This window comes from Yersinia sp. LJYL362, assembly GCF_048323875.1.
Window position 1 is genome coordinate 14,011 of the sequence record NZ_JBLWEX010000283.1, and the last position, 21,024, is coordinate 35,034.

Genomic DNA, 21,024 nt, shown 5'->3' on the forward strand with positions numbered 1-21,024 from the left:
GGATGTCCTTTAACAATATTTATCGGGTATCAGGCTCCGCCATGACCGCCCAAACCATCAGGCTCAATGCAATTGCCAGCAATTTGGCGAATGCCGAGTCCCCGGCGGCTTCGGCAGCAACAGTATATAAAGCGCGCAGCCCGGTATTTTCGGCGGTTTATTCACCGCGTAGTGCTACTCATCCTCAAGGAGTTAATGGGGCACAGGTACAGGTGCTGGATGTGGTTGAAACTGGCGGTTCAGTTCAGCGTTATGAGCCAAACCATCCACTGGCAAACCCGCAGGGTTATGTCTTTTATCCGGCAGTCAACGTGGTGTCGGAAATGGCAGACATGATGTCGGCATCACGCAGCTTTGAGACCAATGTAGAAGTGCTCAATAGTGTCAAAAGCATGCAGCAGAGCGTATTAAGGCTAGGAGAGCGTTAATTATGAGTGCTATTGAAAACAATGCGTTAGCAGGAAGAAACCGTACTACAAGCCTTCCACAAGAGGGGATGCTTAATGGCGATGAACTCAATAATCAATTTATGACGTTATTAGTGGCACAAATTCAGAATCAGGACCCACTAAACCCAACTGATGGTACTGAGTTTGTCAGTCAGATGGCGCAACTTTCACAAGTTCAATCTACTGAAAACATGGCAAAAATGTTGAAGAGCAACACTGTGCAGATGGAGAGAATGCAGGCCATGAGCACCGCCAATCTGGTAGGGCAGCAAGTGATGGTAGAAAGCAATGAGGTGGCGCTGGATAAGCAGATCCAAAACGGGCGTTTGACACTACAAAATGCAGCCTCAACGCTCGTTATCTATCTTAGCGATGAGCTGGGCAATGAGCATTCGATCAATCTGGGTGAACAAGCCGCAGGGTGCGTTGATTTTTCGATTGATCCCACCAAGGCCAACATCAAACCCGGCAAATACCAGATAAGCGCGGTCAGCAGCAGTGGGGAAGAACTCATTCCGCTGGAATTGGCCGGTGCGGTAAACAGCGTACGTATTCCGCAAAACGGTGGCATGGCGCAGTTGACTATTGCCGGTGTAGGGGATGTTCCTTACAGCAAAATCAAACAGTTTGGTGTTTAGCTGAACAAAGAAAAAAAATAACCCATTATTTTAAAAGAGAATTATTTTATGAGTTTTAGTATTGCCAATACCGGCCTGAGTGCGGTAACCGAACAGCTCAATACCATCAGTAACAACATTGCTAACTCCGGTACCAAAGGTTTCAAATCTGGCCGAACTGAGTTTGCCTCAATGTACGCACAATCACAGCCTCTCGGTGTGGCGGTGAGTGGTGTTTCGCAAAGTATCAATAAAAGTGGCTCGCTCGACAAAACCGGTATCAATACCGATTTGGCTATTGCTGGTAGCGGCTTCTTTGTAGTGAAAGATAGCTCAGGTGATACCGCGTATACCCGTGCTGGTATGTTTAGCACTGATAACAATGGCAATTTGCTTAGTTCTAGTGGCATGAAATTACAGGGCTATCCAGCAGATGCTGCGGGTAACCTGCAAACTGGCGTGATTACCGATTTGCAGATTAATAATGCCGGTCTTGCTGCAAAAGCCACCGGGAAAATAGCGCTGGCGACTAACCTACAGGCTTCGGCTACAGCAGTGCCTACTACCACGGCTTTCGACCCTGCGAAAAAAGATAGCTATAACTTTATGGAGCAGACGACGGTTTATGATTCATTAGGCAATAAACATTCACTGGTTCACTACTTTATCAAGCAAGCACCTGGGGCTACGAGCACTAGCTGGAACGTCAAATATGCACTTGATGGGGCAGCAGCAAATGCTACCACGCATACCCTAACGTTCGACACGTCAGGCAAGCTGACCAACACGACTCCCCTTGCTCCGCTTACCGGATCATTCGGCCAAAACAATGGTGTTGCTAACTATAGCATTGCGGTCGATTACACCGGGACGACACAATTCGATGGTGCGTTTGCCACAGCTACTAAGAAAAGTGATGGCTATACCGCGGGTATCAAAAATGGTGAGCGCATTGAAGGCGATGGCTCGGTTTATGCCACCTTTAGCAACGGCGAGCGCATGTTGCAGGGCAAACTGGTACTGGCCAACTTTGCCAATCCTAATGGCTTAGCGACTAAAAATGGTACCACCTGGAGTGAAACCGGCAAATCCGGTGCTGCACTATTGGGGGCTCCGGGGAGTGGCTTGCTAGGCAACATTGAGACTGGCGCGCTGGAAGCCTCCAATGTGGATTTAACCGCCGAACTGGTGGGTTTGATGACGGCGCAACGTAACTATCAGGCAAATACCAAAATCATCAGCACCAATGACAGCATGATGAATGCGCTGTTCCAGGTGCTGTAATGGATAAGCTTCTCTATACCGCCGTCAGCGGTGCCAGCCGTAGCCTGACGCAACAGCAAATTCACGCCAATAACCTGTCGAATGTTAACACACAGGGGTTTCGTGCCGATCTGGAACGCGCCACGGCCACTCAGGTGCCGGGTAGCGGTTATAACAGTCGTGTAGCCGTACTCAGCCAAAGTGGTGGTGTGGATATGACCCCCGCCAGCTTGCAGGAAACGGGCCGTGATCTGGATATCGCCGTAAAAGATCGGGGCTTGATCGCGGTGCTTAGCGGTGGCCGTGAAGCCTACACCCGTAATGGTCAAATGGCGGTGGGGCCGGATGGTGATCTCACTATCAATGGGTTGCCGGTATTGGGTGATGGTGGCCCGATTGTGTTACCGCCTTACTCCGCCGTATCAGTGGCCGAAGACGGCACTATCGCTATTATCCCGCAAGAGGGGGGCATCAAAGTACCTGCGGATGTTGATCGCATCAAATTGGTGGATATTCCCGCTAACCAACTGACGAAAAACAACCGTGGCCTGTTGGTGAGTCGCCGTGGTGCGGCTGCTCGCGATGAGGGAATTCAGGTGGTAAGTAAGCATCTGGAAAGCAGCAATATTTCTGCCATCAGTGAAATGACGGCAAGCATCTCCATCAGTCGCCAGTTTGAGGCACAAATCAAAATGATGAAAGTGGCGGAAGAGCTGGCACAAACCGGTAACCGGATGATCCGTGGCAGCTAATTGCTGTTGGCACATTTGTTTATTTTATGGACATGGAAATTAGGGAGCAGTAAACAATGAATCCAGCCTTATGGGTGAGTAAAACCGGTCTGGCAGCACAAGATGCCAAGATGAATGCCATCTCGAACAACCTGGCTAACGTCAATACCGACGGTTTTAAACGTGATCGTGTGGTATTTGAAGATCTGTTCTATCAAAACCAACGCACTCCCGGTGCGCCATTGGACCAAAACAATGCCACGCCGAACGGTATCCAGTTTGGTAGCGGTGTCAAAGTAGTGGGAACACAAAAGCAATTCACCGTCGGCAATATCAAAGTTACCAATGGCGAATTGGATGTGGCGATTGCCGGTCAGGGCTTCTTCCAGATTGAAACGGCTGATGGCGGCCTGGCCTATACCCGCGCCGGTAATCTTTCTATCAATGCCGATGGGGTGCTGACTAACGCACAGGGTATGCCGTTGATTCCGCAAATTGAATTGCCCGCTGGAGTTAAAGACCTTGCCATCGCTAAAGATGGCACGGTAAGTGCGCGTGTCGGTGGCGAGACAGAATCAGTTGAGCTGGGGCAAATAACACTGGTTAATTTTGTTAATCCGGCCGGTTTGGAAGCGGTGGGCGGCAACCTTTATAAAGAAACCACCGCCAGTGGTGGCGCAGTAGAAGGTGTTGCCGGCGAAGAAGCTTTCGGCCAATTGGAGCATCGTTCATTGGAAGGTTCGAACGTGCAGGTGGTTGAGGAGATGGTCGACATGATTACCGTACAGCGCGCTTACGAGATGAACGCCAAGATGGTGTCTGCCGCCGACGACATGCTGAAGTTTGTGACTCAAAAGCTATAGCCGCCAGCATCCTAGTTGAAAAGTGAATGATGAATGAAAAGGTTTTTACTATTAACACCCCTGGTGCTGGCGTTGAGTGGTTGTGAAACCCCAACCCTGTTGGTGCACAAAGATGATGCCGCATTTGCACCGCCGGCGAATCTGGTGCAGCCCACCATGGCTACAGAAGGAGGCGGGCTGTTTCAGCCCGCATACAACTGGTCGCTCTTGCAGGACCGGCGCGCCTATCGCATCGGCGATATTCTGACGGTCAAGCTGGATGAGTCCACTCAGTCGAGTAAGCAGGCTAAAACCAATTTTGGCAAAAAGAATGAGATGAGCCTGGGTATCCCCGAGGTATTGGGCAAAAAGCTGAATAAGTTCGGTGGTTCGGTCTCCGGCAAACGTGATTTTGACGGCAGCGCCACCTCCGCTCAGCAAAATATGCTGCGTGGCTCGATAACAGTGGCAGTACATCAGGTATTGCCTAATGGGGTATTGGTTATTCGTGGCGAGAAGTGGCTGACCCTCAATCAGGGGGATGAATATATGCGCGTGACCGGCATGGTGCGGGCCGATGATGTGGAGCGGGATAACTCGGTCTCGTCTCAACGGATTGCCAATGCACGCATCTCTTATGCGGGGCGCGGGGCACTTAGCGATGCGAACTCAGCCGGTTGGTTGAGCCGCTTCTTTAACCACCCACTGTTCCCTATCTAGGCAGGAGCCGACATGTTACGACGTTATTTTGTGCTACTGGGTTTGTGGTTTGCCCTGCCAGCCGCGATGGCACAGCCGCTTGGCTCGCTGGTGGATATTCAAGGGGTGCGTGGCAACCAACTGGTAGGTTACAGCCTGGTGGTGGGGCTTGATGGCTCTGGCGATAAAAACCAGGTGAAGTTCACCGGCCAGTCGATGGCAAACATGCTGCGCCAGTTTGGTGTGCAATTACCGGAGAAAATGGACCCTAAAGTGAAGAATGTGGCGGCAGTAGCGATCAGTGCCACGCTGCCACCGGGTTATGCCCGTGGCCAATCCATTGATATTACTGTGTCATCAATTGGTGATGCCAAAAGCTTGCGCGGCGGCACTTTACTCTTAACTCAACTGCGCGGTGCTGATGGTGAGGTCTATGCCTTGGCGCAGGGCAATGTGATCGTCGGTGGCATCAAAGCCGAAGGTGACAGTGGCTCTAGTGTGACGGTGAATACCCCAACTGTGGGGCGCATTCCTAATGGCGGCAGTATCGAGCGCGAGATCCCGAGTGATTTCCAGAGCAACAGCCAGGTGGTATTGAACCTAAAACGGCCCAGCTTTAAATCTGCCAACAATGTGGCACTGGCGTTGAATCGCGCATTCGGTGCCAACACTGCGGTGGCACAAAGCTCCACCAACGTGTTGGTGAATGCACCGCTCACACCCGGAGCTCGTGTGGCGTTCATGTCATTACTGGAAGATGTGCAAATCAACGCCGGGAAGCAGTCACCACGGGTGGTGTTCAATGCCCGAACCGGTACGGTGGTGATTGGCGAGGGGGTGTTGGTACGGGCAGCGGCGGTATCTCACGGTAATCTCACCGTCAGTATCCGCGAGAAAACCAATGTCAGTCAGCCCAATGTGTTGGGCGGGGGCAAAACCGTCGCTACACCGGAGAGTGATATTGAAATTACCAAAGGTAAAAACCAGATGGTGATTGTGCCAGCTGGCACACGCCTACGCAGTATTGTCAATACCATCAACAGCTTGGGAGCATCTCCCGATGACATCATGGCGATATTACAAGCCCTGCATGAAGCTGGTGCGCTGGATGCTGAGCTGGTGGTGATTTAAGGACAACCTATGATTGACGCTATTAATAAATCAGCCCCGGTGATGCCGGGGAGTTTTACCGGCGATTTACGGCCACAGGATCTGGAACAAGCGGCGGTACAGTTTGAGGCATTGTTTATGCGCACTTTGCTATCCCAAATGCGTAAAGCCGCTGAGGCACTGGCCGCAGATGACGATCCGTTCAACAGTAAGCAGCAGCGTATGATGCGTGATTTCTACGATGACAAACTGGCCTCGACGCTGGCCTCACAGCGCAGTAGCGGCATCGCGCATTTGCTTATCCAGCAGTTGGGCAATAAGTAATCAGGGAATGGGCGGCTATTTAAGTCTGGCTGGAAAATAGCCGCTTATTGGTACCAAAGCGCATTTATCATTAAGTTGATTAAGGCAGGACATAATATGAATTTTATTAAAATCGCGTTTAGCGGATCACAGGCTGCACAGGCTAATTTAACCGCCGCAGCTATGAATACGGCGAACACCTTGACCAAAGGGTATTCTCGTCAGAAAGCATTACAGAGTTCGGTCGGAGCACAAGCTGATAATATGTCTGTCGGCAATGGTGTCAGCGTTGACGGCTTTCAACGTATATCTGATGAATATTTAGTTAAGCAAGAGTGGAATGCTATCAGTAATAAATCTTACTTTGACGCCAAAACGCATTACCTGGATAAGCTTGAAAAAACAATTTCAAGTAATGAAACCAGTTTAAACTCTGGATTTGATAAATTTTATAATTCATTATCATCATTGAGTTCTACACCTGATAATATGCCAGCCAGAATGCAGTTTATTCAGGATGCAAAGGCATTAACGCTTCGCTTCAATAACGTCAATACTGAAGTTGAAAGCCAAAAAACGATGATTAACAATCAGCGTGAAGGAATAGTTAACGAAGTTAATATGTTAACTAAGGCTATTGCCAATGATAACCAACAAATTGAAAAGAACATTTATAATGGTGGCAATGTCAATGACCTTTTGGATAAAAGGGACGAAAAAGTAAGAGAGCTTAGCAAGTTAATCGAGGTGACAACCACTAAAGATGATCGCGGGTATTTAAATGTGACTCTAAAGGGAGGCGGTACATTAGTTAATGGTATGGCGGCGTCTACCCTTGAAACTAAGATGAATGGCAGTAACTTTACTGGATTACAATTAAAGTTCGCCAATAGCATATTTGATACAGATTCATCTTGTGGTTCGCAACTGGGAGGCATTAATGATTACCAGTTTGTCGTTTTGCAGGATACACAAAATAACGTAAACAAGATCGCACAGCATTTTGCCAGCGAATTCAATAATACGCTAAACACTGGGAATGATTTGGCTGGCGCCGCAGGTGTTGCTCTGTTTTCCTTCAATAGTGCTAATCCAAATAAGGTGTTGCAAGTCACTTCAATCAAGCCTAATGAGCTGGCTCTGGCCGCAAGTGGTAGCCCAATTGGTGATAATAAAAACGTGGCAAAATTGATCGACACCAGGATAAAAGCACTTCCTGGTTTGGGTAATAAAAGTATCAATGATAGCTACACGATGCTGGTCTCAGAATTTGCAGTTTTAAACCGTGAAAATAAAATTGAATTAAATGATAAAGCTAGCACATTGATTTTCTCAACTCAGCAGCGTGAAAGTGTTAGCGGTGTAAATATGGATGAAGAGGGGCGAAGCCTGATTGAATATCAGAATATTTATCAGGCAAATGCGCGTGTTATGAATATGGGTAATAAGTTATTTGCTGATTTATTAGCTCTATTCTAATCACTTTGGAAGTTTAAAAAATCAACCTCGCGGGAGAAAATTATGAGAATAAGTACTCAATCACAAATAAGTATAATGGCAAATTCTGCTGTAAATAATCATACAGAGCAGTTGAAACTAGGTGAGCAGCTTAATAGTGGTAAACGCATTAATTCTCCTTCAGAAGATCCCATTTCCAGTACCATGTTTATGCAACTGGAAAGTGAAAATCTCAAACTTGAACAGTATGATAAAAACATATTAACTGTAAGAAATAATATAAAAATCCAAGAGGTTAACATCGAGTCTGCAAGTGAGATGATGGGCGAGATAAAAAATGTTTTAATTAAGGCTCAACTCCCGAGTAACAGCGCTGATGATTATAAAAGCTATGCGCAAGAAATTGATAACAAGACGAACTTTTTAGTGGAAATTTTAAATAAAAAGAATATGGATGGGCGCTATATATACTCTGGTACCATGACGGGTGAAAAGCCTGTCATCTATAATATCGTTAGTCAAAAATATGAGTATAAGGGTAATGAGTCAATCCGAGAGATTATTGTTGGCAATGGTATGACTGAAAAAGATGGTGCCCAATTACATCATGCTTTCGCTAGTGCTAGTGAACAAATGAAAGTACTGACTGATCTGAAAGCATTGTCTAAAAAATTAATAAATAGTGGGGCTTCATCCTCGGCAGATATTCAGACGAGTATAGACAGTGTAGAAATAGCGGCCAGTAAGTTAGACGGTATTGTCGGGGATTTTATCAGCCGTAAAGCGAACCTTGATATTCTACAAAGCACCCAAAAACAGACAAAACAATCGAATGTTGAGTTTGGGAAAAGTTTGGTTGGCATGACAGTTATCGAGCAAGGGATGTTGAAAGTACGTAGTCAAGAATACCTAAATGTACTCACTGGTACGATGAAGATGCATATCAAAATGACTCAATTCTCCATTTTTAATTTAATGAGCTAAATCTTTATGTCGTTAGGAATCAATAAATTACAGAGTGGTTTGGTGAGTGCGACGGGCACTAAGACGCTGAGCACTGATAGGCTTGCGGGGATACCTAGCCGGAGTGTACAGAATAGTCGTCAGGACTTTCCTGAGTCACCGTTTATTTCCAATCGGCCTTTGCGCTATAACGTGCAACTTAATCAGCAATTAACTGCCGTACAGCAGGCTGACGATTATTTATTGGAAACAGAGCGACAGATATCGCAATTACACCGTGCCGTGATACAAGGGAAGATGGATACCGAGGTGCGTGAACTGGCGAAAAAAACCGGTCAGTGGCTACAGAGTCGAGTTGAAAATTCGGCTGGCACTATTGACCGGCAACTTAATGCTAGTCCTGAACGCGCTACATTGGTGAAGTTCACATTAGAGAATGCCAACAAAATCGTGCAATCGTCACAGGGTGAAACCGTACTTTTTTCATTATCGGATAGCCCTTCAGAGTTGGTTTCGGTTCGTTTCCCCGCGGAGGGGACTCCTGAACAAAACCTATTGCGACTCAATAAGGGGCTAGGGCGCTTAGGAATACACGGTAAAATGGACGGCAGGGGGAACATGGTCTGTAGTGTTGATGAGGATCGTTTTGTGCGCATCAGTCAACATCTCACAGCTAAAGGTGGAGGTAAGCGTTTTGCCGCCGATAGTTTTAAGCCGGTTGCCGTTCAGGCAGAAATAGCAACCGAGGATCGGCTGTTGGCGATCACAAAACAACCCTATTCCGCTGGTAGTCATACCGCATTTGAACGCACTCTGGAGCATCTTACCGGACAATTGCAGCGGCTAAATGAGCATAAGAATCAGGTTCGTTTACAGATTGCTAACCTGAGCTGTTTTGAGCAACCAGGAGCTGCATTAGCCGCATCAACGGCGTTGGCAGAAAAGTTACGTGATAGCGAACGCCCCTATATTGCACAGGCGAGAATGATACATGTTATGGGTAACTTGCATCACTCGACGATAAAAAATGTACTTTGTAAGTTATAGGTTGCGCGGCAGATCATTGCCTTAATACCGCAGTAAAGAGGAGCAAGAATGCGTTTTGTTCCTCTTTACTTTTCACCCAACACAATACCGCTCTGCCCCACGAGTAATGGCTGACCTTCTACCACCAATGGCGTCATAAATATCATGTTGTGGGTAAGATAATCCAGGAGGCCATCAATCATCTTTCCTGAGGTCGGATTATTAAAAAATATCGGGCTATAGTGGTAACTTAGCTGCGCGTTATTTGCGGCATTTTCAGTAAATTTCCCTTTAAATATAAATCGGTTATCATTTGGGCTGGTAATAGTGCTGATGTACCCACCTTGAGTCGCACTAATTCGAGCATCGTAGACTTCTTTCTGTTGTGACAGTAAATCATAAAAGCCCATTTGAAATTGCCCCTGAAGGGAGGCGGTTTTTTCTTTTACTTCTGAAGTGGCGAAAGCGGCGAGGGACAGGCAAAGCCCCAATAGTGATAACAGCCTGGCGTTTTTAACAGTTACCCATTTCATTAATTTTTCTCTCCATCTCACGATAAATCAAATTGTTCAGTAACTGATCGTTCTGACGCCAATGGTAAATGGTCATGCTCAACTGCCTTTTCGTGCATTGATTTTCTACCATGAACGTAAAATCCAGCCGCCGTAGTGATACGTAATAGTAAATATTGATATGGATATTGTCGGATTTGATCTGTTTATTGAGTGTATACAGCGTGTCTTTTATTCGCTGATTAAGCTTTTCATCCTGCTGCGGGGATAACTGATCATCCACTAACTGGAACAAATTAATATTGCTGAATGTTCCTTGTTGTTGTCCGATGGCGCGATACTGTGGGCCTTTTTGTGAATGACGTAAAAAGTAGCTAAAGCTGGCGATAATGACCGCAGCTAATAGCAGGCTGGCAAAGATATTTCTGCGCCCAAAAATACGCTGTTTTTTAGCCTGACTCATAACTCTGGGGACTAATACTGGAGAGTGATGATGAGGCTGTGTGGTTGATGGTGGTATAGCTGATGTTGTTATCGGGGCATCGTCACTTGATGTCGGGTTGAGATCAGTGGGGGCCTCTGCAGTCATCTCCATCACAGGAAGCGGTGACGGTGTTTCTTGCTCCATTATGGTATCGACATGGATCTGGTTCGATTCTATCGGTTCTTCTTCTATAGTTTCTTTTATGGTTTCTTCTATGATTTCACAAAAAGCGGGATCTAACAGATAGCCCATTTTAGGGATCGTTTGGATGATCCGCTGCTGTTTATTTTCATCGCCTAAGGCCACACGCAATGTATGAATAGCATTAGGTAAACTGTTATTCCCAATAACCCGACGTTTCCACACCAAATTGGTTAATTCATCACGGGATAAAATCTCACCAACATGCTCCAGCAATACGCTGATCAGTTTTAATTGGTACTCACCTAAACGCTTTTGTTCTTGTGTTTCCCGGTGGGTAATAAAACCGGAGATCAGGTCAATTGACCAGTTATTCACTGTATAAGTGCGGTTTTTCATATTGTATTTTTGAACAATCCATTAAAAATGGTAGTGAAACACTTATGATTATAAAAAACTCATACCACTATACCTGCGTGCTAAATGTATATTTTCAGCATGAGATACTAATCTATAGGAATATTTCCTAGTAAATTAACATACCAGAGCATAATGCTCTGATGTTTTTGTTGGCTGTATTATTAACTAAACCGTATAACATAATCAATAAATTAATAAAGCCATTTATTTTCTGTTAGTTAGATTCATTTTATGTACTAAGAATTCATGCTAATACCTATGGTTGTTACCAATAGTAAGATTGTGGTTAATACTATTATTTGCGATAAAGTGAATAGTTAATCGTTATTATCAAATAATAATTTAATTTATTGATTCTCTGTGTCGTTAAATTCGTACTTAATTACTGCGCTGCATAGCAAACAGTGCTGATGCCATAGCCTAATAGAGAAAAGAAATTCACGTAGCAAAAAGTTAACTTTTAGGTTTAATTTCACCATCCTGCGTGTCGCTTAATTCTGGTACCACGGGAGCTAACAGGTAGCCCCGGAATTCAGGAGTTAACGTACCATGGCAATTTCAATGAACACCAACACCACTGCAATGTCTTCAGCGTTAGTGATGGATAAATCCCACTCTCAACTGTCTGTCTCTCATAAAAATATGGGTAAAGGCACCAAGCAGTTGTCAGCAGCAGATGCGCAAATCATCGGTAAAATGGCACGTGAAGTCTCTGGTTTAAAAGTTGGCCAGACTAACATTAAGAAAGCTACCAGCATGCTGGGTATTGCTCAGGGCGCTTTCCAGTCAGTTAATGAACTGCTGACCCAAATGAAAGATAAAGCTTTTGCCGCGACTAACGTTGCTAACGGTGTTTCCGAGCGTAAAGCTTATCAGGAAGAGTTCAGCAGCTTGGGTAAGCAACTGGAGCGTGTATTTACCAACACCACGTTTAACGGCGAAAAACTGCTGGCCAAAGGCGGTAAATTAGATGGCAAGTTGGTATTCCAGACCGGAACTCAAAACTCAACGCCGATGAATGCTGATTTTTCCAGCAAGTTAGAATCCCTGATGAAAGGGATTGATGACGAAGGGACGAAGACTACCCGCGCCAATGCTAGTGGTGGTGGTTCTGATATTGGCAAGAAGTATTTTGACGCTCTGACAAAGTTAGTCAAAGCTGAAGACACCGCCAGGTCTTATGCCGAAGCAGTAAAACTAGAAGAGGCTGCAAGAGCCGCTGTAGGTACCAAGACATGGGCCCCGGGTACTTTTAATGGCATCACGGCGGGCATGATGTCTGTTTTTGCAGACAACACGGCTACTCCACTCGACGCATCAGCCAATATCACTGACGTAGCGATGGTTTCTAATAGTGATGAAGTTAAGATAACTACATCGCATAAAATTAAAGCAAACTCACCCGCAGGCGCTGCTGGTGACGAGAAATTGATTGCTTCAGATGACACTGTGGCAGAAATTAAAAAGCTTGCTGCCGAAGCAGCGAACAAGGTGAGATTAGCTCAAACTGAGCTTGATATTGTAAAAGATGATGCGGACTTTGTTCATAAAGGCGCACTAAATCTGCGAATTACTGATAACCAGAAATCTCAGGAAGCCACTGTCGCACTGGAAAAACTGGCACTGTCATTTGATGAAATGAACTCTGATGTGCAGGCACTGATGGATTCAATGAAAGCGCAGAGCGAAATGCAAAGCACCGTTATTAACAAAACTGAAGAAGCGATTGGCGCAACTCGTGATACCGACTACATGGAAGAAACCAGCAACATCGCGGCAGCTAAATTGCGCAATGTGACAGCTATGGCTGCGGTGAAACAGTCTTATGAAATCACCTCTACCATTATCAACACCTTGGTAAACGTGAATAACTAATTATTTACCGCACTTAATGATTGAAAAATAATACCGCTGTCATGGCGGTATTTTTTTAGTCTGTGTTTCCTTATTGACCTTCCTGCAAGGAAATATAATTTCCGCTAACTAAATAAATTTCAATTAAAACAATTGGTTAAAAGTTGGCATGACTATTGCTTGTTATGGATATAAGAAAAATCAGGAGTGACTAATATGTTATTTGATATGGATCTGAAAGAGTTGGCCACCCAGGCTACTAATAAACACTTACAGTATGAATTTGCTAACTTTAAGAGCAAAGAAACTAAAAATGACACGGCGCTAAGTTTTATCGAAAAAACCAAAACCGGCTTAACAGATTTTAATCTGGCTCTGGACAGTATCCGTTATAACAATGGTGGGGTAGTAAAAAATAAGGTTGCAGTTAGCCAGGCGAATATAGCAAGTGCTGAAATTAAAGATTATGGCCCGACAGATTCTGTCAGCTTATTTGTGACCCAGTTAGCAAGTGCACATGAAATAGCACTAGACGGGCTGGACGATGCTAAAGTTTTCGCCGAAAAAAACGTGTTGAAATTGAAGGTTGGTGCTACAGAGTTGGATATTGATTTTTCAAAAATTGATACAGTGGGCCAGTTGGCGCAGGCGATTAATCAGCATGGGGCTAATAATAATACTACCAGCAACGATAATTTAGTTAGCGCTACTATCCGACGGATTAATGGGGCCGAATTGCTAGTGCTGAAAAGTAATAATACCGGAGAAGCGAATAAAATAGAATTTACAGCTGCAACGCTATTTAGCGAGAAAGAAATTACTAAGGCGCAAGATGCAAAAGTAAAATTGGGTGGAGAGTCTTCAGTCGTTGAGGTGACTAATAGCAGTAATACCTTTGATGAACTGATGGAAAAAGCATCAATTACCTTGGTCAGTGTCCATAAAAGCGGTGATACACCGTTAACTATTAAGATTGAACAAGACACTAGTGCATCAGAAGCACTGGTTAATAACTTTGCGGATGCCTTTAATAAGATACTAGAAGTTGTTAAGTACGATAAAGACAACCCTAATCCTTACACTTCGGGTTTACATAGTAAAATTTATAGATTGCCCCTATTGCCTATTAATGGAAAATCTTTGCATGATTTTGGCTTCACTTTTGATAAGCAAGGTTTACTGAAAGTTGATAACAAAAAACTACAGGCTGAGATTAGTAAAGATCCCACTACGCTAAATGATTTTTTCAAAAGTAAAGATGGGCTGATAACGAAATTAGATGCTCTGCTGAACCCATATTTAATGGGTGATGAATGGTCATTGGATATAGAAGAAGTAAAACTAAACGCAAATGGTAAGAAATTAGCTATTTTAGCTGAAAAACTTCAGGATAAATATGACCAGCTGTATTCAGTCAATCTGAATAAAATGCAAGAAATGGAGCGTGTTATGGAACAAATGGAAGGTATACTTAATATGTTTGATTTTGAAGATAAAAATAAATAACTGGGGAAGAAATGTATAACGAAATTAGCCAGGCTCCTTATGGGGAGCATGACACGATTAGTCAAATTGTAGCAGCATCACCGAAACAATTGATGTTGACTCTTTTTAATCATTTAACTGATGAGTTGATTAAGGCCAAAGGTCATATTACCCATAAGCGTTATATACACAAGGCGAATAGCATTAATAAGTGCATTGATATTTTGAATGTCATGACCAGTTCATTGAATTTCGATGGTGATAATGAACTGGCGACCATACTCAGTAAAATTTATGACTATTGCGTTTACCGTTTATATGATGCCAGCGCAAAACTTTCAGTTGATTTAATTACGGAAGTGGAAACGGTTTTGCAACCATTGCATTTAGCCTGGCAAGACATAACAGAGGAATAAGCATGATCGCTATTGCGTTAGTTGAAGGCTTAACAACGGAGCTGGAACAGGTCATTCAAGATCAAAATTGGCAGCAGATCTCAAAAATGAACCTGCATATCTCTCAGTTACTGACTTCTATCGCTGGCGTGGCCCTGTCACAACCACAACTTGTGGCGATAGAAAGGTTGAAAAAGGCCTATCGGCGTGCCTATGAATGCTGTGCTCTGCAAAAAAAGCAGCTAAAAGCGGAAATGCAAAATACGCGTAATCAGCAAGATGGTATCACCGCCTACGCCATGATGGCGATTACGGCCTATCAGGATATGGCGCAGCACGAGGGGACGAGGTGATCACATTAACCGGTTTTGCTCAGGCGGGCAGCCAATTGTCGACGGATGCGGGGAGCACACCGATCGCCGGCAATGCAGAAGAGGGCGGCGCTAATCATCTGGCGGGATTTGATGAGGTGCTATCACAAGCCTGGGTACCCCATCAACCTATCTCATTACGGCCGTCGGTTGTGATGGATTTGATCGCAAAAGTTGATGGTAATTTAGGGGCGGCAGATGCGGATATGCTGGCACCGACCGATGAACAGAACCAGCAACTGCTTGATGTATTGCTGCAATTTCATGGGCAGAATGCGCAACCGCCAAAGGCACAACCGGCAACTATTGTGCCTTTTCTACCGGCAGCTCCTGCGGCTGACAGCCATTTGGTTGCAGAGCAAGTGGCGGCAGATAAACCATCGTCTTTAATGAATCTGCTGAAATCGGTTGGCCCACGGCTGGATATAACGGCACCTGTTGCGACGGCAAATAGCGAAAGTTTACCAGCTATGCGTATCTCGGCGGAGGGGAATGGTGCGGTTATGCCTGCGGCACTGAGCAATAGTGTTAATAGCAGTTATAACGCTAACGCCCCGCATATGGAAAGCCAACTGACATTGGTCAAAAACCGTTCGGAATGGTCACAGCAATTACACTCTGTACTCGGTGAGCGGCTGCAAATGCAGGTGGAGAACAAAGTGCAACACGCCACGATTCGCCTCGATCCACCGGAAATGGGCAAAATTGATATTTCAGTACATATGGAAGGAGGAAAATTACAGGTTCATATTAATGCGAACCAGGCAGATGTTTATCGTGCCTTACAGCAGACCAGCGCAGAGTTACGCCAGACTTTAATGGGGCAAAACAGTGGCGCGGTCGAGGTACAAATATCAGCTCATAGTCAACAGCAGCAACGACAACAACAAAATCAACCGCAGCAAGCTGGTATTTTAGCTGCTCAACATATTGAGAGTGATGTGGACACGAGCGCCGATGACGGTACGCTCCTAATAACTGTATAAAGGACTATTAATGAACACCGAGAAAAAAACATTTTCTTTGAAAATGTGGGTATTCCTATTGCTAATTATACTGGTGTCAGCCGCGATATTGGGTCGTGAGTTTATTCAGAATAAATTTAATAGTAAACCCGTTGTTGTCAGTAAGTCATTTGTGCGTGGTGATAAAGCCGTTCAGTTTGTTGAAATTAAAAATATGATCATTACGCTGAAAGACAATAAAACCGAACGTTATCTGCAACTGGAATTAGGGGTGGCAACCGGTGATGATAATGATATTAAAAAAGTAGTTGCAATGGTGCCGGTTATTCAGGCGGCTACCGTTAATTTACTTTCCAGTATGGATTATCAAGCGGTACGTCAAACATCTATTGTGGATATTCGTCGTCAACTGATGAGTGAATATAAGAAAGACTTTGAAAAGTTAAATGCGCCGATGCCATTTGACGATGTGGTCATCAGCCGAATGGTCTTCCAATAATCACTATGGCGATAATGGATATTAACGATAACATCGCGCTGACCCCTGCGGAAGAAGGGAAATACCTGGAAGCTTATTTACCGCTGGTAAAACGTATTGTCAGGCAGCTTTCATTCCAGGCGGACAGTGTGATCGGCAAGGAGGATATGCAGCAAATTGCACTGATGGGGCTACTAGAGGCATTGCGCCGCTATGGTCATCCTGACGGGCAGTTTGCTGCCTATGCCGTTCACCGTATTCGTGGTGCAGTATTGGATCAACTGCGTGAGCATGACTGGCGGCCGCGCCGCTTAAGGCAAAAAACGCACAAAACCAATGAAGCGATACGACAAATAGCCAAAAAATTAGGTCATGAGCCGAGCTTTGAGGAGATTACTGCCGAATTACAACTGAGTGCGGATGAATATCAAGAATACCAGCTATTAGAAAGTGCCGGTGCTATGGAGAGCCTGGACGAAATATTGTCATTAGAAACTCCGACCGATGCTTTACAAAGCCGGGAGTTAGAAGACGGTATTATTATTGAAGATAATCTTAATCAGGCTATCGCGTCATTAGAAGAGCGCGAGCAGATAATCCTGCATCTTTATTATCAACAAGAAATGAGTATGAAGGAGATCGCGCAGGTATTAGACCTAACGGAAGCGCGTATCTGCCAATTGAATAAAATATTAGTGAAAAAAATTAAATCATTTTTCTAAATTATCGAGGGTGTTATGCAGAAGTTATTTGGCCTGCTGGTCATTATGGTATGTGTAATTGGCGGTTATATTATGTCCGGCGGAATATTATCTTCCTTCTGGCAGCCGGGGGAAATTATTATTATTTTTGGTTCCGGTATTGGTGCCATGATATTGGCGAACCCTGCTTATGTATTAAAAGAGATGTGGCAGCAAATTGTTGCGGTTTCCCGTAAGAGCGAATATACCGCTGAGTTTCAACAGCAATTATTAATGCTACTGTATGAATTACTGGAAATGGTTGATGAAGGTGGTTTGAAACGCCTTGATGAACATATTGAAGTTCCGGCGAATAGCCCGTTATTCCAGCGCTATCCGCTGATTTTGCAAGACCATCATTTAGTGACCTTTATTTCCGATAACTTCCGCTTAATGGCGATGGGGAAAATTAACCAGCACGAGTTGGAAGGAATATTAGAACAAGAGCTATCGGCAGTTGAAGAAGAGCTATTGGTACCGTCGCGCTCCTTCCATCGCACCGCAGAAGCCATGCCCGGTTTTGGTATCTGTGCTGCGGTATTGGGTATCATCATTACCATGCAGTCTATTGATGGTTCGATTGCGCTGATCGGCGTCAAAGTGGCGGCGGCCTTGATTGGTACCTTCCTTGGGGTCTTTATCTGTTATTGCCTGATGGACCCGATGGCCAACGCCATGGAACAGGAAATGAAGAAGAAACTGGCCTTCTTTGAGTGTGTGCGCATGGTGCTGGTCAATCATGTGGCGGGTAAGCCTTCACTACTGGCTGTGGATGCGGGTCGCAAAATGTTACCGCTGGATAGCAAACCGACCTTTGCCACTCTGGATTCCTGGATTAATCAGCTGACGATGGCAGGCGCGTAATGAGAAGTCATGCTCGAGGCGGGCAAACCACTATTATCAAGCGCTCCGCCAGAAAAAAACATGAAGGTGGGCACTCCGGTGCCTGGAAGGTGGCATTCGCGGACTTCACCTTGGCGATGATGGCGCTGTTTATGGTGCTGTGGATTGTCGGAGTGGTATCGGAGGAGGAGCGGCAAGAAATTGTCGCGCAACTGAATGGGAAAACCATCTTTTCGCAGCAATCTTTTATTTCCATTCCCTCTAAAAGTAAAAGTGGCGGCGGCAAGTTCTCCGACAGCATTGATGGCAAGGAGCAAGCGAAAGAGGTGAAAAGTAATCTGGCTATTGAGGTGCCAGAACCGGAACAGTCACTGGAAGATGTGGTGGATAAATCACGTAAGGAAATGGAAGAGTTATCACGCATTATTATGCAAATCACTTCCGCGTACGATGCACAATCCAACCTACAAATGGAAGTGGTGCCACAAGGGCTGCGGATTCTGATTCAGGATGATAAACAGCGCGATATGTTCCAGCGCAGCAGTGCGGTATTGACCCCATTCTTTAGTCGGTTACTGGCAGAATTAGCCCCGGCATTTAATGAGATGGACAATAAAATCATTATTACCGGCCATACCGATGCATCGCGCTATCGTGATCAGGTGTTGTACAACAACTGGAACTTGTCTGGCGAGCGGGCCTTGATGGCACATAAAGCACTGGTAAAAGGCGGGCTGGATGAAGGAAGAGTGCTGCAAATCAATGCGATGGCTGATCAGATGCTATTGGACTCTGTCGAACCTCTTGCGGCTAAAAACCGCCGTATTGAAATTATGGTATTAACCAAAACGGCTTCAGACACCTTATATCAGTTCTTTGGCAACCACGGAGAGAATGTAGTGAAACCGGCAGCGAAGAAAGTCGGATAGTTATGTTCATCTTTTCACCGCCCAGTCTACCCTCGAACCTTCAGGGCTGGGCGGTGCTTTTTAGCATCATGGTTTAAACCGAGTTGCAATACCCGAACGCGGAGTTCGGGCGGCAAAAATTAGCGTGGTGTGATAGTGACCGTATTGCCATGGGTCGCAATAGTGACTCGCTGGCCCGGTTGGAACTGCGTTACCCCTTGAGCCTGAACTACCAGGAAGGTGGTGCCATTATCACGGCGCACTTCCAATTCGACCCCACTATTGCGGTTCATCATGCTCTGGACTTGTTGACCCACAACCCCACCAGCAACAGCACCTGCTGCGGTACCAAGACGACGGCCTGTTCCACCACCAATAGTGTTACCCAGGAACCCGCCGACCACCGCGCCGCCAATGGCACCGGCAATATTATTGCCATCCCCGCCCTGGATCGTGACCGGGCGTACCGAAACCAGCGTCCCGTAACTGACGGCCTGGGCCTGACCGGCCTGAGAACTGCTGAATGTGTCGCCTGAAAGAGTATTATTATTGGCGCAGCCACTGAGTGTGGCAACGGCGATAGCAACAGCAATGAGTGGCTTAATCATAGAGACCCTTCCTGGTTGAAGTTGTTGCCAGATAACATTTATCACATAACCGGTTGAATAGTGACCGGTAAATTAATCATAGCACGACTTGCTTTGCCATAAATTGATTCATGCACAAAATACATAATTAACTCATTATATTTCAGCTGTTATCCCATGATGATCCGTTTTGTAACATTAAGATGTGCGGCTAAAAAAGGTAAAAACACCGGTGACAAATCTTCAAACTGAATGAAATTGATAAAAATCTGATAGCTGCCAGATTTAACAATTCATATTAGTGCCGCTGTAAAATTAATTATAAATTGCCAGGTCAGATTTATATTTACGAATTTCTCTCATTTCATTTTTTATGAAAGTGAAATTTTTGTTTCTAGTTAAGTAACTAAAAAAACTAATAATTAATTAAATTCATTATAGCGAATCACCCTTTTGGGCCTAATGATATTCAATTGTATTTACCCACGTCATATTGCTACCTGACAGATTTTTAAATTTCTGGCAAATGAAATAGTTGCTGAAACGGTTTTAGTTCACAGATATTTCCCCCGTGCTAATTCAATCAATTTCCATTGATAAAGATCAACTTAATTAAAGTTGCAGAGTTACAAACTATTAACAGAAAGCCACGTTTTTTATGGGGATATACCCGTTGTTAATATCGGGTATGTGAACAATAGAATAATAATACAGGGGAAAAAAACATGCTTTCCCAGCATGGCGTTAACCGTCGTGATTTTATGAAGCTTTGTGCCGCATTGGCGGCCACCATGGGTCTCAGCAGCAAGGCTGCCGCTGAAATTGCCAATACAGTCAGTTCACCTCAGCGCCCGCCGGTTATCTGGATTGGCGCTCAGGAGTGTACCGGTTGTACTGAATCACTGTTACGTTCAACTCACCCGACCATTGAGAATTTGCTGTTGAGTGTTATCTCAATGGAGTATCACGAAGTGCTCTCTGCCGCTTTTGGTGAGCAAGCGGAGGAGAATAAACACCGGGCCATCGAGCAGTACAAAGGAAAATATGTGCTGGTGGTGGATGGGTCGATTCCACTGAAAGACGGTGGAATTTACTGCATGGTGGCGGGTAAACCGATTGTCGAGCATATCCGTGAAGCTGCAGAACATGCGGCGGCGATTATTGCTATTGGTTCCTGTTCCGCCTGGGGCGGTGTACCAGCGACCGGTGGGAACCCGACTGGTGCGGTGAGTTTGCAAGCAGCCCTACCGGGTAAAACCGTGATAAATATCCCCGGCTGTCCACCCAATCCACATAATTTCCTGGCAACAGTGGCCCATATCATTACCTTCGGGCGGCCACCGGCATTGGACAGCAAAAACCGTCCGACCTTTGCTTATG

24 protein-coding genes are annotated in these 21,024 nt (G+C 45.2%); 21 read left to right on the forward strand and 3 right to left on the reverse strand.

What is annotated here, in order from left to right; translation table 11 throughout:
- The first annotated feature begins 2 nt into the window (after positions 1-2).
- From flgC to ACNSO8_RS18825, 11 genes are all read left to right on the forward strand, one after another.
- A complete protein-coding gene (flgC, locus tag ACNSO8_RS18775) occupies positions 3-428 on the forward strand; it encodes a flagellar basal body rod protein FlgC (protein ID WP_050130315.1) in 426 nt (141 codons plus the stop codon).
- Positions 429-430: 2 nt separating this feature from the next.
- Positions 431-1,087 (forward strand): flagellar hook assembly protein FlgD, encoded by a 657-nt coding sequence (gene flgD, locus ACNSO8_RS18780; RefSeq protein ID WP_418395518.1) that lies wholly within the window; start codon positions 431-433, stop codon positions 1,085-1,087.
- 48 nt (positions 1,088-1,135) lie between these two features.
- Positions 1,136-2,350, forward strand: coding sequence for a flagellar hook protein FlgE (gene flgE, locus ACNSO8_RS18785; protein WP_408576796.1), 1,215 nt, complete (start codon positions 1,136-1,138; stop codon positions 2,348-2,350).
- The gene (gene flgF, locus ACNSO8_RS18790) at positions 2,350-3,081 is read left to right on the forward strand and encodes a flagellar basal-body rod protein FlgF (RefSeq protein WP_050130321.1); all 732 of its coding nucleotides are present in this window, start codon (positions 2,350-2,352) and stop codon (positions 3,079-3,081) included. The genes flgE and flgF overlap by 1 nt, the downstream gene beginning before the upstream one ends.
- 56 nt (positions 3,082-3,137) lie before the next feature.
- Positions 3,138-3,923 (forward strand): flagellar basal-body rod protein FlgG, encoded by a 786-nt coding sequence (gene flgG, locus ACNSO8_RS18795; RefSeq protein WP_050130323.1) that lies wholly within the window; start codon positions 3,138-3,140, stop codon positions 3,921-3,923.
- 33 nt (positions 3,924-3,956) lie between these two features.
- A complete protein-coding gene (gene flgH / locus ACNSO8_RS18800; protein WP_057630926.1) occupies positions 3,957-4,622 on the forward strand; it encodes a flagellar basal body L-ring protein FlgH in 666 nt (221 codons plus the stop codon).
- 12 nt (positions 4,623-4,634) lie between these two features.
- Positions 4,635-5,732 (forward strand): flagellar basal body P-ring protein FlgI, encoded by a 1,098-nt coding sequence (locus ACNSO8_RS18805; RefSeq protein WP_221876604.1) that lies wholly within the window; start codon positions 4,635-4,637, stop codon positions 5,730-5,732.
- A 9-nt stretch (positions 5,733-5,741) separates the two neighbouring features.
- The gene (locus tag ACNSO8_RS18810) at positions 5,742-6,035 is read left to right on the forward strand and encodes a rod-binding protein (RefSeq protein WP_050130328.1); all 294 of its coding nucleotides are present in this window, start codon (positions 5,742-5,744) and stop codon (positions 6,033-6,035) included.
- A 96-nt stretch (positions 6,036-6,131) separates the two neighbouring features.
- Complete coding sequence (gene flgK / locus ACNSO8_RS18815; protein ID WP_268216168.1) at positions 6,132-7,493, forward strand: flagellar hook-associated protein FlgK; 1,362 nt, start codon at positions 6,132-6,134, stop codon at positions 7,491-7,493.
- A gap of 42 nt (positions 7,494-7,535) precedes the next feature.
- On the forward strand, positions 7,536-8,456 hold the full coding sequence (locus ACNSO8_RS18820) for a hypothetical protein (RefSeq protein WP_263699174.1): 921 nt from the start codon (positions 7,536-7,538) through the stop codon (positions 8,454-8,456).
- A 6-nt stretch (positions 8,457-8,462) separates the two neighbouring features.
- Positions 8,463-9,482, forward strand: a complete 1,020-nt coding sequence (locus ACNSO8_RS18825) for a flagellar hook-associated protein (RefSeq protein WP_221876601.1) — start codon at positions 8,463-8,465, stop codon at positions 9,480-9,482.
- Positions 9,483-9,547: 65 nt separating this feature from the next.
- Here the strand turns inward: ACNSO8_RS18825 and ACNSO8_RS18830 are convergent, their stop codons facing one another.
- Both ACNSO8_RS18830 and ACNSO8_RS18835 read right to left on the reverse strand, forming a co-directional pair.
- Positions 9,548-9,994, reverse strand: a complete 447-nt coding sequence (locus ACNSO8_RS18830) for a hypothetical protein (RefSeq protein WP_221876600.1) — start codon at positions 9,992-9,994, stop codon at positions 9,548-9,550.
- Positions 9,975-10,997, reverse strand: coding sequence for a transcriptional regulator (locus ACNSO8_RS18835; RefSeq protein ID WP_057630920.1), 1,023 nt, complete (start codon positions 10,995-10,997; stop codon positions 9,975-9,977). Before ACNSO8_RS18835 ends, ACNSO8_RS18830 begins: the two co-directional genes overlap by 20 nt.
- A gap of 570 nt (positions 10,998-11,567) precedes the next feature.
- Between ACNSO8_RS18835 and ACNSO8_RS18840 the strand changes: the two genes are divergently transcribed.
- From ACNSO8_RS18840 to lafU, 9 genes are all read left to right on the forward strand, one after another.
- Entirely contained in the window at positions 11,568-12,893 is a 1,326-nt protein-coding gene (locus ACNSO8_RS18840; RefSeq protein WP_268216166.1) for a flagellin, read from the forward strand.
- Positions 12,894-13,088: 195 nt separating this feature from the next.
- Positions 13,089-14,378 (forward strand): flagellar filament capping protein FliD, encoded by a 1,290-nt coding sequence (gene fliD, locus ACNSO8_RS18845; RefSeq protein WP_411919408.1) that lies wholly within the window; start codon positions 13,089-13,091, stop codon positions 14,376-14,378.
- An 11-nt stretch (positions 14,379-14,389) separates the two neighbouring features.
- Positions 14,390-14,773 carry a flagellar export chaperone FliS gene (gene fliS, locus ACNSO8_RS18850; RefSeq protein WP_057630917.1) on the forward strand — a complete coding sequence of 128 codons (384 nt, stop codon included), beginning with the start codon at positions 14,390-14,392 and terminating at the stop codon, positions 14,771-14,773.
- 2 nt (positions 14,774-14,775) lie between these two features.
- The gene (locus ACNSO8_RS18855) at positions 14,776-15,105 is read left to right on the forward strand and encodes a hypothetical protein (RefSeq protein ID WP_057630916.1); all 330 of its coding nucleotides are present in this window, start codon (positions 14,776-14,778) and stop codon (positions 15,103-15,105) included.
- Entirely contained in the window at positions 15,102-16,109 is a 1,008-nt protein-coding gene (locus ACNSO8_RS18860) for a flagellar hook-length control protein FliK (RefSeq protein WP_418395519.1), read from the forward strand. Before ACNSO8_RS18855 ends, ACNSO8_RS18860 begins: the two co-directional genes overlap by 4 nt.
- A gap of 10 nt (positions 16,110-16,119) precedes the next feature.
- Complete coding sequence (locus ACNSO8_RS18865) at positions 16,120-16,587, forward strand: flagellar basal body-associated FliL family protein (RefSeq protein ID WP_057630914.1); 468 nt, start codon at positions 16,120-16,122, stop codon at positions 16,585-16,587.
- A gap of 14 nt (positions 16,588-16,601) precedes the next feature.
- Entirely contained in the window at positions 16,602-17,288 is a 687-nt protein-coding gene (locus ACNSO8_RS18870) for a FliA/WhiG family RNA polymerase sigma factor (protein ID WP_418395520.1), read from the forward strand.
- A gap of 15 nt (positions 17,289-17,303) precedes the next feature.
- Positions 17,304-18,170, forward strand: coding sequence for a flagellar motor stator protein MotA (gene motA, locus ACNSO8_RS18875; protein ID WP_050130348.1), 867 nt, complete (start codon positions 17,304-17,306; stop codon positions 18,168-18,170).
- Entirely contained in the window at positions 18,170-19,078 is a 909-nt protein-coding gene (gene lafU / locus ACNSO8_RS18880; protein WP_050298555.1) for a putative lateral flagellar export/assembly protein LafU, read from the forward strand. Before motA ends, lafU begins: the two co-directional genes overlap by 1 nt.
- Before the next feature lie 119 nt (positions 19,079-19,197).
- Here lafU and ACNSO8_RS18885 read toward each other — a convergent pair whose 3' ends face one another.
- The gene (locus ACNSO8_RS18885; protein ID WP_019082357.1) at positions 19,198-19,665 is read right to left on the reverse strand and encodes a glycine zipper 2TM domain-containing protein; all 468 of its coding nucleotides are present in this window, start codon (positions 19,663-19,665) and stop codon (positions 19,198-19,200) included.
- A 704-nt stretch (positions 19,666-20,369) separates the two neighbouring features.
- On the opposite strand from ACNSO8_RS18885, the gene ACNSO8_RS18890 reads away from it, so the two are divergent.
- Positions 20,370-21,024, forward strand: a 655-nt coding sequence (locus tag ACNSO8_RS18890) for a hydrogenase small subunit (protein WP_418395521.1), incomplete at its 3' end; no start/stop codon positions are given.